This is a genomic window from Candidatus Soleaferrea massiliensis AP7 (assembly GCF_000820765.1).
In the GTDB taxonomy this organism is placed as follows: domain Bacteria; phylum Bacillota; class Clostridia; order Oscillospirales; family Ruminococcaceae; genus Soleaferrea; species Soleaferrea massiliensis.
In genome coordinates this window covers 40,024-55,750 of record NZ_CCYH01000036.1, presented here as the reverse complement: position 1 = coordinate 55,750, position 15,727 = coordinate 40,024, and the positions used below count along the sequence as shown (strand labels likewise).

Genomic DNA, 15,727 nt, shown 5'->3' with positions numbered 1-15,727 from the left:
TGGATGGATGGAACAATGCGGCAGGCCGCTGCATACGATACAGGAAGGAAACCAACAGAAAAAACGCTTGACAAACATCCATCGGGCGGTTATAATGTTGGCAGAGCAGGCGATGCACATCCTTTGTGGTGTGCGTGGGGCTGGGCCGGTTTGCCGGCAGCAGGTTTAGAATTTGGAACCTGTGGGACTACTTCCGCAAAAAGAAGTATGCCCACAGGCTTTTTTATTGCCATTTTTGATTCCTGCGGGCTTTTTTGGACACGAGGGGAACGCATACGCGTCCCGCAGCAAAATGAACGACTGACTGGAAAGGGTTGTTGCTTGATGATGGAACACAAAGGGCTTACCACCAGAGAAGCAGAGGAAAGACTCCTCCAATACGGAAAAAACGAACTGGTGCCCGAAAAGAAACAAAGCCTGCTTATGAAGATTCTCGACGTACTCAAGGAACCGATGTTCCTGTTGCTGCTGGTGGCCGCGGCCATCTATTTTCTGCTGGGAGAGCCGCGCGACGGCGCCGTCATGCTGGTGTTCGTCGTATTTGTCATCGGCATCGACGTCGTGCAGGAGTGGAAGACCGACAAGACGCTGCGCGCGCTGAAGAGCCTGTCCTCCCCGCATGTCACTGTGCTGCGGGACGGCGCTCAAAAGCAGATCGATTCGAAGGAGCTTGTGCCGGGCGACGTGATGATCGTCTCCGAAGGGGAGAAGATTCCGGCGGACGGACGCATTCTGTCGATGAACGACCTGTGCGTCGACGAGTCGTCGATGACCGGGGAATCGCAGGCGGTCTGGAAGTCGCTGGATGAAGTTTCGGACGGCGCGTTCCAAAGGGACCGCTGCTATGCCGGCACCGTCGTCATCCAGGGAAGCGCCCAGGTGCTGGTTGACAGAACCGGCGCGCTGACCGAATACGGAAAAATCGGCACCCACATCGCCGAAGCGCCGGATATGCCGACGCCGCTGCAGAAGCAGACCTCTTCGCTGGTCAAATTCTGCGCGGTCTTCGGATGCATCCTGTTCGTGCTGGTGGGCGTCGCCACCTTCTTCAGCCTGTCGGGCGAAGCTGTGCAGGACCGCGTCGTGCACAGCATCCTGTCCGGTATCACCCTGGCGATGGCGATGATTCCGGAAGAATTCCCGGTCATCCTGACCGTATTTTTATCGATGGGCGCGTGGCGGCTCGCAAGGAAGCACGCGCTGGTGCGCCGTATGCCGGCGGTTGAGACGCTCGGCGCGGTCACGGTGCTGTGCGTCGACAAGACCGGCACGCTGACCGAAAACCGCATGACCGTCCAAAATGAACAGCTGTTCGGCGCATCCGAGGAGCGGTTTGACCGGGTTATGGGAATGGCCTGCGAGGTGGACCCGTACGACCCGATGGAGCAGGCCATGCTGCGGCACTGCGGGGAAAACGGCGTAAAATCGGAGGAACTGTTCTGCGGAGAGCTGGTTCACGAATACCCGTTCACCTCCCAGACCAAGCGGATGGGGCACATCTGGCAGAACCCGGACGGCAGCCGCCTGCTGTGTGCGAAGGGTTCGCCGGAAAGCATCCTGCCGCTGTGCGGTCTGGATGAAAAACAGCGCACAGCCGTCATGGAGAAGCAGAAGGAATTCGCAGCGCAGGGACTCAGGGTCATTGCGGTCGCGTCGGCTGAGATCGGCCGGGAAATTCCCGCCGGTATGGAAGAGAATGAACTCATCCTGGAAGGCCTTGTCGGCCTTGCCGACCCGCCGCGTGAAGCAGTGCCGGACGCCGTCCGTGTCTGCCAAAAAGCGGGCGTGCGGGTGGTCATGATCACTGGGGACAACGGCGTCACCGCAACCTCGATTGCCCGCCGGATCGGACTCTCGGCCGACAGCGGCGTCCTCACCGGCGAAGAGCTGGAGCGGATGAGCGACGATGAGCTCAAGGAGAAGCTGCCGCGGATCAGCGTGTTCGCGCGGGTGGTGCCGGAGCATAAGATGCGGATTGTCAAATGCCTGCGCGAGCTGGGCGAGGTTGTCGCGATGACCGGAGACGGCGTGAACGACGCGCCGGCCCTCAAATATGCCGATATCGGCATTGCGATGGGCGGACGCGGCACCGAGGTTGCGCGCGAATCCGCCGACCTGATCCTGATGGACGACAACTTCACGTCGATTGTCGAGACCATCCGGGACGGACGGCGCATCTATGACAACATCCGCAAGGCAATCGGCTATGTGTTTGTCATCCACATCCCGATAGCCCTGGCGGCGCTGCTCGCTCCGATGCTCGGCATCCCGGCCGCGGCCATCATGCTGCTGCCGCTGCATGTCGTGGTTTTGGAGCTGGTCATCGACCCGACCTGTTCGATCGTGTTCGAGCGCCAGCCCGCGGAGCCGGATATCATGGAGCGTCCGCCCCGCAGCGCCTCGCAGCCGCTGGTCACCAAAGGCGTTGTGATCAAATCTGTCATTCAGGGCCTGGTGGTCTTCGCGGCTTCCTTCGGCTCGTACCTTTATATGCTGATGCAGAATCCCGCCATGCCGCAGACGGCGCGCAGCATGGGGCTTGCGGTGCTGATGCTCGCCAACCTGTTCTTAGTTTACGTGAACAGCTCGGAAACACAGTTCGGCTGCCAGACCTTCCTGCGGTCCTTAAAGGATAAGGTGCTCTGGGCGATCAACGGCGGCGTGCTGGTGATGCTGCTGCTGATCCTGTACACGCCGCTTGCAGAGATTCTGAAGCTCTCGCCGCTGTCCTTCAGACAGTTTGGCTTCTGCCTGCTGCTGGCCGCCGTGTCGGTGCTGTGGTATGAGCTGGTAAAATGCATCAGAAGGGCACGCGGGAAGCGTACATCGGCTCGCTGATGTCCTGCCGGCTCAGCAGTCCGCCGGTACCTGCGCGGGTTGTAAAGAAGCGCGCTTGAGGACGCAGTGCGGTGAGAAAAAGGGCAATATGCAGGAATAAAAGCTCCCGATATATCTAAAACCTGTGATTCACCGGCTCTAAACCGGTTGTCGGTTTCCCTGAACATCCCAGAATGCTGAAATGATGAGAAAAAGACCGTGCCATCAGTGCACGGTCTTTTCCGTATGTAGGTTTAGCGAGAATAATCATCGGCTGATGAACTCTCAGGAAAAAAGGACATTGCAGAAAAATTACCCCTGATGCAGGATAGAACCGCAACTAAAAAACTTAAATCGATTGCTTTTCCAATTCTCTGACAAGATGCAGGCACAAGACACAGCATTCCATTTGAAATTTATCGATTGGGTCTTTTTATTCATCATCATACATTAGTCATACCTCTATAGCGTATTTGGTTGATTTTTGAAGCGCTCCAATAAAAACAGCACATACTTTTGTTGATGTATGTGCTGAAAATTTACGGTGTATTGTGTTTTGCTCAAATGTAAAAGTGCTTATAACCTGATATCGATTAAACCCAAAATCCCCATCTTACATCGAACATGTCGATAAATCTGACAACACATGAACTGTAATCGGTAGACTGTATTGGCTCAATTGTAATACTGCCGTTTTTCATCGTATCGTATGCTTTTCGTAGATCAGCTTCATGATCAAATTGAACACAAAGCTGATATCCTCCCGATTTTGAAGTACCGTCTTCATTTCCAAAATCGTTTAGAATCAGCAGTTCATTGTGAATAACGATTTCAGCATGAACAACAAGCAGATGACTGGAATCTTCAATCAATGTTTTAACAGTAGCATGAAACGCCTGCTTATACAGTTCTATCGCTTGTCTGCACTGTCCGTTAAAGTAAATATGAGTCGATAACATACTATATCCCTCGAATCTGATATTAATTTCCTATACCGCGCGTTATCTGATGAATGATTGTCTGTATTATAACATGCTTGCGTTCAGAAAGCCATCAAAACATAAAATGTCGACGGTCTGAGCTTTAGTATCCAACAAGTGCGCAGCGAATGACAATAATCATTTCAATCAGAATGGAAAGCTATAGGAAATAACTGCTTTATCAGCTGCCGTGTGTTGATGCAAACGGCAGTTTTTCAGTGCCTCTGAAAGGCGAGCCGGCATGATGTCCTTCCAGGGCTTTGGTATACCACCAGTTCAACTTGTGGTTTTGATCTGTCCGATGAAAACCAAAGATAACAGGCAATGCTGGTCAAAAAGGTCAAGAAACATGCATCACAGGACTGGATTCTGTACAGTTTGTGTATCCTGAAACCACGGGGATTGACAAGAATCCTTTCATCCCTTTATAATAAAGAATAAGATCATCAATTTTTCAGGATGTGAAGGGGAATGCTATGACCATACAAAAGGCAAACAGCAGCGATTTGGAAGAGGTGCTGCGCCTGCAGGTTCTGGCCTATCAAAGCGAAGCGCGCATGGTGGGCAGCGCATCCATCCAGCCGCTGCGCGAGACGCTCGACGAGCTGCATGCACAGTTTGACCGCGGCGTCGTGCTCAAAGCGCAGGATGACGACGGCGTGATCATCGGATCGGTGCGCGGCTATGAGCAGGACGGCACGCTCTACATCGGCAAGCTGATGGTGCGCCCCGACAGACAAAACGGCGGCATTGGCTCAAAGCTTCTCGAATCGATCGAAGCGCTGTACAGCAGCTGCCGGTATGAGCTGTTTACCAGCGAGCTCAGCGAAAAGAACCTGACATTCTATCAAAGACGCGGCTACCGGCCGTTTGATGAACGCGTCATGCAGGGCGGCCTGCGCTTTGTTTATCTGGAGAAGCACGTACATCCCAATCAGGAATACACCGCCGGATGAGGATACGTCCGGCTTATAAAAGACTATATTAGAATAGGAAGTGTTCGGCAATGGACCGCAATATACCGTTTTCACCGCCAGACATCACACAGCTGGAGATCGACGAGGTGGTGGATACCTTAAAATCCGGCTGGATCACGACCGGCCCGAAGACCAAGCAGTTTGAACGCGAAATCGCCGATTTCTGCGACTGCGAGAGGGCGGCCTGTCTCAATTCCGCCACGGCGGCGCTGGAGCTGGCGCTGCGGGTGCTCGGCATCGGAAAGGGCGACGAGGTCATCACCTCGGCCTATACCTACACGGCTTCGGCCAGCGTTATCCTTCATGTCGGCGCGACGCCGGTGCTGGTCGACACGGCGCCGGGCAGCTACCAGATGGATTATGAACGGCTTGAAGCGGCCATTACACCGCTGACCAAGGCGGTCATCCCGGTCGACATCGCGGGCGTGATGTGCGACTACGACCGCATCTTCGACATTGTGGAGCGGAAGAAAGCGCTGTTCAACCCGGAAAACGATCTGCAGAAGGCCATGGGCCGCGCGGCGGTCGTGGCGGACGGCGCACATTCGTTCGGCGCGCAGTATCATGGCAGAAAGTCCGGATCGGTCGCGGATTTCACAAGCTTTTCATTCCACGCGGTCAAGAATTTGACCACCGCCGAGGGCGGCGCGATTGTCTGGAACAGCATTGAAGGCATCGAATCGGACGACCTATACCGGGAATTCATGCTGCTGTCCCTGCACGGCCAGTCGAAAGACGCGTTGGCCAAGACCAAGGTCGGCGCGTGGGAATATGACGTCGTCTATCCGGCGTACAAATGCAACATGACCGACATCATGGCGGCGCTGGGCCTTGCGCAGCTCAAACGTTATCCGGCGCTTCTGCAGAGGAGAAAAGAGCTGGTCGGCATCTATGACAGGATTTTAAAGGACGCGCCGGTCGAAGTTCTCCCGCATTATCTCGAAGACGATTTGTCCAGCGGGCATCTGTATCTGGTGCGGATAGAGGGCGTGGACGCAGGCGGACGCAACCGCGTCATCGAGCGGATGGCGCAGCGGGGCATCTGCACCAATGTGCATTACAAGCCGCTGCCGATGATGACCGCTTATCAAAATCTGGGCTTCGATATTGCCGATTATCCGAACGCTTACAGGCAGTTTCAGAATGAAATCACGCTGCCGCTGCACACGCTGCTCAGCGACGAGGACGCGCGGTATGTGGCCGAAACGCTGCGGGATATTTTAAACGGCAGGTAATATCTGAATGGAGCAGGTTCGCAGAACAGCGGTTGCCCGGCTGAATGGGCATTTACATCCCGTATGCATAACTGGGCAGATATAAACGTGTCCTTTCGGCTGGCTTTTTAAGGGGATGGACAGATTTCGTGCGGGCGGTTTGCGATCCGTTGGCCGTCCTGGAGTCCAGTGGGTACCGGCCTGTTTATCATGTAGTCACTTTGAACTGTAGATAAAGAGTGTGAAATTCTGCCTGCCTGTTAGCGGCGGGATTTCTCACCCCGCATAAACGAACAAATGCGCCGTCAGAACCTGACGGCGCATTTGTTCGTTTGGTTTTACTGCGGAATAACCGGATATTTTATTGGTCCGATTGGTTTGGCTGTTTTGAGTGTAACACAGTATTGTGATAATACAACCCATTTTCAGAAGAATGTACCCGGCCTTTACGCAGGTTTTACCCGGCGGCGGGAACAAAACCGCGAATGATCAGGTAAGTGGAGTGATTTTATCAAAAAAACCGGAAGAATTTTTCAAAAAGCCCTTGACAAATCGAAAAAATAAGATATAATACTAATTAAGATAAATTCCTAATAAAGAGGTGAGCCAAATGAAGAGCAGGAACACCGTTCAGCGGCAGCTGGTTCATGAAACTGTCGGCAGGCTGGCCGACCATCCGACTGCTGAGGAGGTATATAACTGTCTGCATGAGGACCACCCGAACATCAGTAAGGGAACCGTATACCGCAATTTAGGGTATCTCTCCGAAAACGGGGAGCTGCGGAGAATCGCGGTGCCGGGTTCCGCCGACCGTTTTGACCACCACACCATACCGCATTACCATATCCAGTGCGTTTGCTGCGGGATGTTTTGTGATATCGATACCCCGTATCTGTCGCAGATCGATGCAAAGGTGGAGCAGGCGACCGGATTCAGCTGCGAAAAGCATGACATCGTGTTTCAAGGTGTGTGTCCTGCCTGTAAGGAAAAGTCAGAGTGATTTTTCACTGGGCAATCATCTATATATCATCTATATATCAACTTTATGTAGTACAGTTACAATTGAAAGGAGTACATAACAATGAAAGAGTTAAAAGGAAGCAAAACAGAAGCAAATTTGATGGCGGCGTTTGCCGGCGAATCCCAGGCAAGAAATAAATACACCTATTATGCAAGCCAGGCGAAGAAGGAAGGCCTCAATCAGATCGCGGAGTTTTTTGAGGAAACCGCACGCAACGAGAAGGAGCATGCTAAAATCTGGTTCAAGCTCCTGCATGACGGCAAAATCCCGACCACCGACATCAACCTCGAGGATGCGGCGGCAGGCGAAAACTACGAATGGACCGACATGTACGCAGGCTTTGCGAAGGAAGCAAAGGAAGAGGGCTTTGAGAAGATCGCTTATCTGTTTGAGGCGGTTGGCAGAATCGAAAAAACCCATGAGGAGCGTTATCTGAAACTGCTGGACAACCTGAAGAACAACAAGGTCTTCACCAGGGACGGCAAGCAGGTTTGGGTCTGCAGCAACTGCGGACACATCCACATCGGCGAATCGGCTCCGGAAAAATGCCCGGTCTGCGATCATCCGAAAGCATACTTCATGCTGCAGGCTGAAAACTATTAATCGGCAGTTCTCCAACACCCTATATCATATCGATACAAGTCGATACAAGACCGTCCGTGGTTTCACCGGACGGTCTTTTTATTGGGATGAAAACCGCCGGCTCGGTCGGCGAAGGCGTCCCGTCAGCATTTGCTTCAAGCATGGAACGAAGCGATGGACCAATAAAATGGTCCGCTCCGGCTGAAGAGAAATCATGCAAAAGTATTTGTTCAGAGATGTATGTGATCGACAGATCTGTTGTTGTGTACGTCTTAAAGGGTGCGCGGTGTCCTGTCTTTTTCGCGCTGGCGCATACCGCCTGTTCTTCGAATGATTTTGTTTGAATGACGAGGCGCGGCACCTTCTAAAAAATTATGGAAACTGACTAAAAATCGTGTGTCATGGGAATGAATCCGTGCAGGTTTCTCAAAAAAAATCCTGCCGGATGAAAAGGGTACACTTTGCTGTCGCAATGTGGTATAATGACTATTAATCATGCGGAAAACAATGTTCAAATCTGCTTTTTAGCAGATAAGCCGGGAAACATTCCGGTGCTTTTGGGCAGAATAAGAGCAGGGTTTGCCCGCAGAAAAGGGGTAAAACATGGCAAAAGTTACACTACTCAGCTATACGCCGAATCCGGAAACGACGGTTGCCGCAGCGGCAAAGCTCTGCTACAGTTCAAGCGACATCGATTCGCTGCTTGGAGGGCTGACCGATGAGAAGGCCGAGAGCTTTGTACAGATGCTTTCTGAAATTGGACATGAAAGCCCGATTGAACATGCCAGCTTCACCTTTGGCATCGAGGGCGTCTCGCGCGCGTTTCTGGCGCAGATTACCCGGCACCGCATCGCGTCCTATTCGGTGCAGAGCCAGCGGTATGTGAAGGAGAACGAGTTTGAATTTGTCACGCCGCCGGCCATTGAGCAGGATCCTCAGGCGAAAGAGGTGTTTCTGCGCGCCATGAAGCAGTGCGGCGAAGCGTATCGGGAGATTGCCGGCATCCTCGCGGAAAAATATGCCGGGCAGATGACCGCGGAAGGCGCACAGCCGAAGGACGCGGCCCGCAAGGCTGAAAAAAAGGCGATTGAGGACGCGCGGTTCGTGCTGCCGAACGCCTGCGATACCAAAATGGTCGTCACCATGAACGCCAGAAGCCTGATGAACTTCTTCCGGCACCGCTGCTGCAACCGCGCGCAGTGGGAGATCCGCGACGTCGCCGAGCAGATGCTGCGCGCCGTACTCGAGGTAGCCCCGGTGCTGTTTGCAAAGGCCGGCCCGCCCTGCTTCACCGGCGCGTGTCCCGAGGGCAAGATGAGCTGCGGACAGATGCAGGAGATGCGCGCGCATTATGAAAAGCTGCACAGCGAAGCGAAAGGCCGCAAAGACGGCTAGAGGGGGAGAAACGTGGACAGAACCTTGATCGTCATCGACGGGCTGGACGGCAGCGGGAAGGCGACCCAGACCGCGCTGCTGAAGGATGCTCTGACAGCCGCCGGAAAATCGGTGCGGACGGTGTCTTTTCCGGATTACAGCGACCCGTCCTCCGCGCTGGTGCGGATGTATCTGGGCGGCGAATTCGGCCCGGATGCATCGGATGTCAACGCGTATGCCGCGTCGAGCTTCTATGCCGTGGACCGGTATGCGAGCTACAAGCGTTTCTGGGAGCAGGATTACCGGAACGGGACGGTCATTCTGGCCGACCGGTATGTTTCCTCCAATGCGATCCATCAAATGGTCAAGCTGCATAAGGCGCAATGGGATGGCTTTTTAAGCTGGATGGAGGATTATGAGTATGAAAAGCTCACGCTGCCAAGACCGGCGGCGGTGATCTATCTCGATATGCACCCCGATGTGAGCCGCAGGCTGCTGGCGGGCCGCTACAACGGGGATGAAAGCAAAAAGGATCTGCACGAGCGGGATTTTCAGTATCTGCTGAGCTGCAGAGAGGCGGCGCTCTACACAGCCGGGCGGCAGGGATGGAAGGTCATCCGCTGCGACGATGAAAAAGAGCCGTTTTCAGTAGAAGCGATCCACCAGGTTATATTCGAAACAATAAAGGAAATGATAGAGTGATAGAGTTCAAAGAAGTAGAGACATTGGATAAACAATGGGTCCAGCCGCTTCTGGATATGGCGTCCTTTCGGGGATGCGAGTATTCGTTCGGCACCGTTTACAACTGGAGGAAGATCTTCAACACCCGCATTGCCCGCGTGAACGACTTTTTCCTGTCCTGCAGCCAGGTTGACGGCAAGACAGGCTACCTGTTTCCGGCAGGCAGCGGGGATGTGGCGCCGGTGGTCGAGGCGATGATGGCGGATGCGAAGGAGCGCGGCCAGCGGTTCAGCATGTTCAGCGTGCCCGAGGAGGCGAAGGCGAAGCTTGAAATCCTGTTTCCGGGCACATTCCATTTCAAGGAGACGCGGGACAGCTTCGACTACATCTACGACGCCGAAAAGCTGGCGACGCTGTCCGGCAAGAAGCTGGCCTCCAAGCGCAACCACATCAACTATTTCATGCAGAACAACGACTGGAGCTATGAGGACATCACCGAGGAAAACATCGATGAATGCTATAAGATGAACCAGAAATGGTGCGAACAGAACACCTGTTCGCTGGATGAGAGCCTGCGTCAGGAAATCTGCGCGGTCAAAAGCGCCTTCCGCCACTTCTTTGAGCTGGGGCTCAAGGGCGGACTGCTGCGTTCGGGCGGCGAGGTGGTCGCCTATACGATGGGCGAACGGCTCACAAACGACACCCTGCTCGTACACATCGAGAAGGCGTTTTCGGAGGTGCGCGGCGCCTATCCGATGATCAACAAACAGTTCATCCTGCATAACGGCTCGGATTACCGGTATGTCAACCGGGAGGACGACGTCGGAGACGAGGGCCTGCGCAAAGCAAAGCTTTCGTATAAACCAGCCTTCCTGCTGACCAAATACCGCGTCACACTTGCGGAGGATTAAATGATCAGATTTGCCCAAGATGAAATGAAGGACACCCTGAAGCACATCTGGAGCGTATGCTTCAAAGATCCCGGCCATTATATCGATTATTTTTTTGAAAACCGCTTCAAGCCGGAACAGACGCTGGTCTGGCTGGAAGACGAAAAGCCGGCGGCTATGCTCAGCCTGCTGCCGTGCGAGCTCATAGACCAAGGCGAACGCATCGAAGCCCGCTACATCTATGCGGTCGCCACGTTGCCCGAATACCGGGGCAGGGGCATCAGCACCCATCTGCTAAAGGAAGCGCAGAACATCCTGCAGAGGGAGGAAATCCCGATTTCCCTGCTGGTTCCGGCAGAGAAGGGGCTGTTCGATTTCTACCGGGAACGCGGATATGAGACAATGGGATCCATCCGGTCGGTCACGCTGACCGCGAAGGAACTCAAGACGTATAGGCAGGGCGGCTACCAGCTGGGCGTCCTGACCGCGCAGGAGCTTTACTGGATGCGCGGGGAGTATCTGGACGGGACCGCATATCTCAGCTGGGACATCCCGGCGCTCGGTTATGCGCTGGGGGAGAACGGGCTGACCGGCGGCCGCGCGTTCAAGCTGGAGCTTGAATACGGGGAAGCCTATATGGTATGCCATCCATTCGCGGAGCATGTCCTGATCAGGGAGATCGGCAGCACGGCAGAGATGTTCGGCTGCTGCTGCGATCTGCTGCTGAGCGAGCTGCCGGCAGAAAAATACACCTTTCTTCTGCCATCGGGCAGCGGACTGCTGGAGGGCATTGGAGAGGACAAGCCGTTTGGCATGGCTTGCTGGAACAATGACCTGCATAAGGAGATGCTGCAGGCCTATCTGGGCCTGATGCTCAACTGAGTGCCGGGTTTGTCCGGTGAGGATGTCATCGGAGTGGTGTTCCAGGCTCAAAGGCAGCACCTCAAAGAGTTGCGGCCTTTTATGACGCCATGCCAAGCCGGGGCATGCATGACAATCAAGAAGCGAACAGGCAGGCCCGCGGCCAGCCTGAGAATCATCAATAAAGGAGCTGACAGGTATGATTTATGTTTTCATGGCGAACGGTACGGAAGAGATAGAAGCGCTCGCCTGCGTGGATGTGCTGCGCCGGGCGGAACTGGATGTACAGATTGTCGGCGTGGGCGGCAAGGTCATAACCGGTTCCCACGGCATCACCGTTGCCGCGGATATCGGGGAGGATGAGATCAGCACGGACGGCCTGCAGATGATTGTGCTGCCGGGCGGCATGCCGGGAACCCTGCATCTGGAGCAGAGCAGGGCCGTGCAGCAGCTGCTGGGCTACTGCGCGGAACGGGAAATCCTGATCGCGGCGATCTGCGCGGCCCCATCCATTCTGGGACACAGGGGACTGCTCAAGGGAAGAAAAGCGGTCTGCTTTCCTGGATTTGAAGAACAGCTTCTGGGCGCGAAGCTCGTGAAGGAGCCGGTCTGCCAGGACGGAACGTTCATCACCGCGAAGGGGATGGGCGTAGCCGTGGATTTTGCACTCAAGCTGGTCGAAGTGCTGTGCTCTCCGGCCAAATCTGAGAAGATAAGGGCGTCGTTGCAATGTGCGCGTTAGACATCCGTCGATATAAAACACAGCTCAGGGAGCAGTGCAAGGCGCTGCGCGCCAAGATGGATGAGAAGGAACGGCTGCGCTGCGATACCGCGATCAAAAACCGCGTGAAGTCCCTGTATCAGTACCGGCACGCATCCCAGCTGATTACCTATGTGTCCACGGCCATTGAGGTGGACACCCGCCAGTTGATCCGGGAAGCGCTGAAGGCCGGAAAGCGGGTAGCGGTTCCGTACTGTATCCCGGGGACCAGGCAGATGGAATTCTACTATCTGCGCAGCTTTGACGAGGATCTGGAGTCCGGCGCGTTCGGCGTGCTGGAGCCGAAGATCGGCCGGTGTGAGAAGATGACCGATTTTTCGAACAGCATCTGCATTGTGCCCGGCCTTGCTTTTGACAATGAAGGGTACCGCCTCGGTTACGGAAAGGGTTACTATGACCGGTTTCTGTGCAATTACCCCGGCGTCAAGATCGGGATCTGCTATGCGTCCTGTGTGAAACGGGAGCTGCCGCATGGCTTCTATGACGTGCCGGTCGGCATTCTGGTGACGGACCGGTACCTGCACCGGGTGAAGCTGCAGAACAGCCGTTTTCGAAGACGGTGACACATATAAACATTGAGAAGGACACTGAGAGAGGATAAGGGAGGCATTTATGAGCGAAAACAACCGGACAGACGGCCCGATGCATGATGAGGAGCCGATCGTCGACAAAAATATCCTGCCCGAGAAGGAAGCGCCCATCACCGACATTGAGGAATACGAATATGTCGACGATGCCAAAAAGGATGCAGCGCGTCCCGGGGAGCCGAAGGAAGATGCTGCTGCCTTAAAGGCTCGGCAGGCCGAAGAGCAGAAGAAAAAAAGCAAGATGCAGAAGGTGCTGAGGGTTGTCATCTCGCTGGTGGTGATTCTGGGAATCTCGGTGTTTCTGGCGTTTCAGATTTTAACCTCGGTTGACGATGTATTTGCGATCACCAAGCCGGATCATGCCGTCAAGGTGCAGATTGCGGAAAACCTCAGCGACTATGAGATTGGAAAGACGCTGCAGGAAGCCGGCGTGATCAACAAGCCGATCATCTATTGGCTGTATGCGCAGCTCAAGCGGGATGACGACGAGCCCTACCAGTCCGGTGAATTTCTGCTCAATTCGAGCATGCCGTATAACGAGCTGATCTACACGCTGACCAATCCGCCCCGGAGCCTCGATACGGTTCAGGTTATGATACCGGAAGGATATACGGTCCGGCAGATTGCGGACAGTCTGGAGGAAAATAGCGTCTGTGACGCCGAAGCGTTCATCGAGATGCTCAACGAAGGCGAGTTCGGCTATGCGTTCGAGGATGAAATCCCGCATGACAAGAACCGCTGGATTCATTTTGAGGGATATCTCTTCCCGGATACCTATGAATTCTATGTCGATGAGGATGTCCGTTCGGTGATCCTCCGCTTCCTGGACAACTTCAACAGCAAGGTCACGCTCAACTACTATGAGCGCATGGATGAATTGGGACTGACACTGGACCAGACGATCACGCTCGCTTCGATCATCCAAAAGGAAGCCGGACAGGAAAACGAGATGGGGCTGGTATCCTCGGTCTTCCACAACCGCCTGGACGATAAGGTCACCTTCCCGCATCTGCAGTCGGATGTCACGATCTTCTATGTGGAGGAAAATATCAAGCCGTATATCGACATCCAGAATCAGGAGATGTATGACGCGTACAACACCTATGTCTGTGAAGGGCTCAGCGTGGGTCCGGTCTGCAATCCGGGGATTGCGGCCATCCGCAGCGCATTGTATCCGGAGGACACCGATTACTATTACTTCCTGACCGACGATGAAGGCCAGTATTACTATGCGAAGACGCTGGAGGAGCACGAAGCGAACATCGCGGCCGCTGAGGAGATCGGCGAGGTGCACGGCACCGGAACTTCGTCGCAGGAGGAAGAATAACCGAAGACCGTGAGCATGAAACGGCGCACCCTTTCCGGGATCACTGCGAAGGGGTGCGTCTTGCCCGTCTTTCCGTGAGAAAGGCGGTATTCCATAAAGGATCTCTATGCATGGGAAAACCAGTGGTTGCCATGATACAACGAGAATACTGGCTGTTCTCCGGGTGTATTGAGAGAACCGGCGGCCAGTATAAGAATTGGCTGTTGTTCGAGTAGATAGAAAGAATCAGCAGCTGCAGCAATACAGCCGGAAAATGACATTGATCCAAGTAGGCCGGGAAAACCGGCAGTTGCCAGATTGCAGTGGAGAACCGACCATCATATAAGCGTATGGAAAAAATCAACCGCCGCTTCGCACAGCGGACGAAGGGAAGAAGGGGAAGGATTAAACATTGAATCAGAGAATACTACCGGAGCTTTTGAGTCCGGCCGGAGACCGGGAACGCTTGGAAGCGGCGGTCCGCTTCGGCGCCGATGCGGTCTATCTGGCCGGCAAGCAGTTCGGCATGCGTGCGGCCCCCGGCAATTTTGACCCGGATGCCCTGAAAGAGGCGGTGCGGTACTGCCATGAACGAAACGTCTTAGTCTATCTGACCTGCAATACCGTTCCGACCAATGAGGAGGTCGGGCGGCTGCCCGAATTCCTCAAAGAATCCGCGGCGGCAGGCATCGATGCGCTGATCGTCGCCGACATCGGCGTGCTCGAGCTGGCGAAGCGCTTTGCGCCCGACATCGATGTACACATCTCGACACAGGCCGGGATCATGAACTACCACACCGCAAACGAGCTGCACCGCATGGGCGCATCCCGCGTGGTGCTGGCAAGAGAGCTTTCGCTTTCGGATATCAGGGTCATCCGGGATAAAACGCCGTCTGAGCTGGAGATAGAGGCGTTTGTGCACGGCGCGATGTGCGTTTCCTTTTCCGGCAGATGCCTTTTGTCCAACTACTTTCTCGGACGGGATGCGAACCGCGGCGAATGCGCGCAGCCCTGCCGCTGGGGCTACTACCTGATGGAGGAGAAGCGGCCCGGCATGTATTTCCCGATTGAAGAGGACGAACGCGGCAGCTATATCCTGAACGCGAAGGATATGTGCATGATCGAACACATCGACAAGCTGTGTGAAGCGGGCATCACCAGCATGAAGATTGAAGGAAGGGCAAAGTCCTCCTATTATGTGGCGACCATCACCAACGCCTACCGGCAGGCCATCGACCAGTACGGCCGCGATCCGGCGCACTTTAAGCTGGAGGACTGGATTCTGGAGGAGACAAGGAAGGTGAGCTTCCGGCAGTACTCGACCGGCTTTTACTTCGGACGGCCTGAGGACGGGCAATTCTATGAGAACGGCGGCTATGTGCGCGGCTATGAGGTGATCGGCGTGGTGGAGGGCTGCCGGGACGGCAGAATTCTCTGCGAGCAGCGCAACAAGTTCTGCGCCGGTGACACCGTGGAAATCCTGCAGCCAGGAAAGAAACCGATGTCCATGACGGTGCAGGCACTGTACAATGGGGAAGGGGAGCGGATTGACGCTGCGCCTCATCCGCAGATGAAATTCAGTATGCCGGTATCCGAGCCGGTTTCGCCGGGTGCGATCATCCGCCGGGCCAAGCTGGAACAGGGTGCAAAATGATT

14 protein-coding genes and 1 riboswitch are annotated in these 15,727 nt (G+C 54.7%); of the genes, 13 read left to right on the top strand and 1 reads right to left on the bottom strand.

The genetic code is table 11. The features are described 5' to 3' along the window. Positions 1-91 precede the first annotated feature (91 nt). Positions 92-192: riboswitch (NiCo riboswitch) on the top strand. A gap of 132 nt (positions 193-324) precedes the next feature. Further along, positions 325-2,838: a cation-translocating P-type ATPase gene (locus tag BN348_RS08815; protein ID WP_040197527.1), complete on the top strand. Its 2,514-nt coding sequence runs from the start codon at positions 325-327 to the stop codon at positions 2,836-2,838. A gap of 572 nt (positions 2,839-3,410) precedes the next feature. On the opposite strand, the gene BN348_RS08810 is transcribed toward BN348_RS08815, so the two are convergent. Next, complete coding sequence (locus BN348_RS08810) at positions 3,411-3,776, bottom strand: VOC family protein (RefSeq protein WP_040197525.1); 366 nt, start codon at positions 3,774-3,776, stop codon at positions 3,411-3,413. A gap of 497 nt (positions 3,777-4,273) precedes the next feature. Here BN348_RS08810 and BN348_RS08805 point away from each other — a divergent pair, with 497 nt between their 5' ends. The 12 genes from BN348_RS08805 to BN348_RS08750 all read left to right on the top strand — a co-directional run bounded on the left by BN348_RS08805 (position 4,274) and on the right by BN348_RS08750 (position 15,725). Continuing rightward, positions 4,274-4,753, top strand: a complete 480-nt coding sequence (locus tag BN348_RS08805) for a GNAT family N-acetyltransferase (RefSeq protein ID WP_040197524.1) — start codon at positions 4,274-4,276, stop codon at positions 4,751-4,753. Positions 4,754-4,803: 50 nt separating this feature from the next. Beyond that, the gene (locus BN348_RS08800) at positions 4,804-6,009 is read left to right on the top strand and encodes a DegT/DnrJ/EryC1/StrS family aminotransferase (RefSeq protein WP_040197523.1); all 1,206 of its coding nucleotides are present in this window, start codon (positions 4,804-4,806) and stop codon (positions 6,007-6,009) included. 589 nt (positions 6,010-6,598) lie between these two features. Continuing rightward, positions 6,599-6,988, top strand: a complete 390-nt coding sequence (locus BN348_RS08795; protein ID WP_040197522.1) for a Fur family transcriptional regulator — start codon at positions 6,599-6,601, stop codon at positions 6,986-6,988. Between the two features lie 81 nt (positions 6,989-7,069). Next, complete coding sequence (rbr, locus tag BN348_RS08790; protein ID WP_040197521.1) at positions 7,070-7,612, top strand: rubrerythrin; 543 nt, start codon at positions 7,070-7,072, stop codon at positions 7,610-7,612. A 582-nt stretch (positions 7,613-8,194) separates the two neighbouring features. Further along, on the top strand, positions 8,195-8,986 hold the full coding sequence (thyX, locus tag BN348_RS08785; RefSeq protein ID WP_040197520.1) for an FAD-dependent thymidylate synthase: 792 nt from the start codon (positions 8,195-8,197) through the stop codon (positions 8,984-8,986). A 12-nt stretch (positions 8,987-8,998) separates the two neighbouring features. Then, positions 8,999-9,667 (top strand): dTMP kinase, encoded by a 669-nt coding sequence (locus tag BN348_RS08780; protein ID WP_040197519.1) that lies wholly within the window; start codon positions 8,999-9,001, stop codon positions 9,665-9,667. Beyond that, positions 9,664-10,557 carry a DUF2156 domain-containing protein gene (locus tag BN348_RS08775; RefSeq protein WP_040197517.1) on the top strand — a complete coding sequence of 298 codons (894 nt, stop codon included), beginning with the start codon at positions 9,664-9,666 and terminating at the stop codon, positions 10,555-10,557. The genes BN348_RS08780 and BN348_RS08775 overlap by 4 nt, the downstream gene beginning before the upstream one ends. After that, positions 10,558-11,418: a GNAT family N-acetyltransferase gene (locus BN348_RS13245; RefSeq protein ID WP_052446844.1), complete on the top strand. Its 861-nt coding sequence runs from the start codon at positions 10,558-10,560 to the stop codon at positions 11,416-11,418. A 178-nt stretch (positions 11,419-11,596) separates the two neighbouring features. Then, entirely contained in the window at positions 11,597-12,139 is a 543-nt protein-coding gene (locus tag BN348_RS08765) for a DJ-1 family glyoxalase III (protein ID WP_040197515.1), read from the top strand. Next, positions 12,127-12,741, top strand: coding sequence for a 5-formyltetrahydrofolate cyclo-ligase (locus BN348_RS08760; RefSeq protein ID WP_040197514.1), 615 nt, complete (start codon positions 12,127-12,129; stop codon positions 12,739-12,741). Before BN348_RS08765 ends, BN348_RS08760 begins: the two co-directional genes overlap by 13 nt. A 49-nt stretch (positions 12,742-12,790) precedes the next feature. Then, positions 12,791-14,092, top strand: coding sequence for an endolytic transglycosylase MltG (gene mltG, locus BN348_RS08755; RefSeq protein WP_052446843.1), 1,302 nt, complete (start codon positions 12,791-12,793; stop codon positions 14,090-14,092). Positions 14,093-14,483: 391 nt separating this feature from the next. After that, positions 14,484-15,725 (top strand): peptidase U32 family protein, encoded by a 1,242-nt coding sequence (locus BN348_RS08750; protein WP_040197513.1) that lies wholly within the window; start codon positions 14,484-14,486, stop codon positions 15,723-15,725. Positions 15,726-15,727: the final 2 nt, after the last annotated feature.